1 protein-coding gene is annotated in these 1451 nt (G+C 64.1%); it reads right to left on the bottom strand.

The window, feature by feature from the left end; all coding sequences use genetic code 11:
* Positions 1–7: 7 nt before the first annotated feature.
* Positions 8–1207, bottom strand: coding sequence for an IS30 family transposase (locus ATN37_RS00060; RefSeq protein WP_156423149.1), 1200 nt, complete (start codon positions 1205–1207; stop codon positions 8–10).
* Positions 1208–1451: the final 244 nt, after the last annotated feature.

Raw genomic sequence — 1451 nt, 5'->3', positions numbered from 1 at the left:
GGCGTATTCAACCGGTCGAAGCAACACGTTGCTGTTGAACCGATCGTAGGTGTTCGTCCCAAGCTTCAGCGGGGGTTCGCCAATGGAGTCGTTTCCGTGGTCGGGTGTTGAGAGCATGGGCGACTGCCGCGAGGTCGTCGGGGCTCCATCGCGAGAGATCAGTCCCCTTCGGAAAATATTGGCGCAGTAGTCCATTCGTGTTCTCGTTGGTACCTCGTTGCCACGGACTGTGTGGATCGGCGAAGTAGACCTTCAGCCCGGTGTCGATGGTGAACTGGGCGTGCGCGGACATCTCTTTCCCACGGTCCCACGTCAGCGAGCGTTTGAGTTCGGCGGGCATCGACGCCAGCGCCTGTGCCAACGCTCTGTTCATCGACACCGCTCCGTATCCCGACAGTGCCGGCCCGTTCTTGGTGATCGGTTGCGCTCGCCACCCACGCTCCCGTGGCAAGTGCACGAGGGTGGTGTATCCGGTTGTGCGCTCGACGACGGTTCCGATTGCGGACCTGTCCGCACCGATGATGAGGTCACCTTCGTGGTGCCCGGCAATCGCACGGTCGTCGGCTTCTTCGGGGCGCTCGCTGATCAGTACGTCCGCACTTACGTGGGCCCAGGCAGCACGTTTCGCTCGTGCCCGCGGCATGCGCAGAGCACGGCCGGTGCGCAGGCACAAGATGAGTTCGCGGCGCAGGCCGCCGCGACCCTCGATGAACAGGGACTGGTAGATGGCCTCGTGGCTGATCCGCATGGACTCATCATCGGGGAAGTCGATCGGAAGCCGGTTCGAAATCTGCTCGGGGCTCCACGCTTTCACCCACCTGCGGTCCTGACGATGCGGCTTGTTCAAGCCCTTCCATTGCCGTTCGATCGGTCCGGCGACAGCATCGCCGCCCGGCATGGTGATCCGGCCCGAGAGTCGGTCCTCAACGTACTCGCGCAACCGCTCGTTGGCCGCGAGCTTGGCGGTCTTCGGGCGGCGGGCAAACAACTCGGCTTTCCAGTGCGCCACGCTGGCGCGATAGTCGAGCTTGCCTCCACGCGTGGCGGCGTTGCGCCGCAACTCCCGCGAGATCGTCGACGGGCTCCTCCCGATGGCACTCGCGATCGCGCGCACTCCGTGGCCGGTGGCGTTCAGGATCGCAATTTCCTCACGCTCTGCCAAAGAAAGGTACCTGCCTGCCGGCGCGGGCCATGAATACGGCGTCATCCCGCCAGCGTGCCGGAACCACCGCTGGCCCACCGGTTGTCCCACGCCGACAGCGTCAGCGGCTTCCCTGGGAAGCTTGCCAGTACTGATCTGCTCCCAAAAATCTCGTTCCTTCGACCGAGGATGGCCCGGCGCTCCGGGTGACCTCATCGGAGCCCTGCCCGTCACCTCCCGCACCCAATCCGATGGTCTGCCCACAACACCCTCCTGACCTCGAATGTTGCTTCCACCGATTGAGCCCAAT

The sequence above is a fragment of the Rhodococcus sp. MH15 genome (assembly GCF_019266045.1).
GTDB lineage: Bacteria > Actinomycetota > Actinomycetes > Mycobacteriales > Mycobacteriaceae > Rhodococcus_F > Rhodococcus_F qingshengii.
Note: the sequence above shows the minus strand (reverse complement) of the source record. Positions and strands in the feature narration are given on the sequence as shown.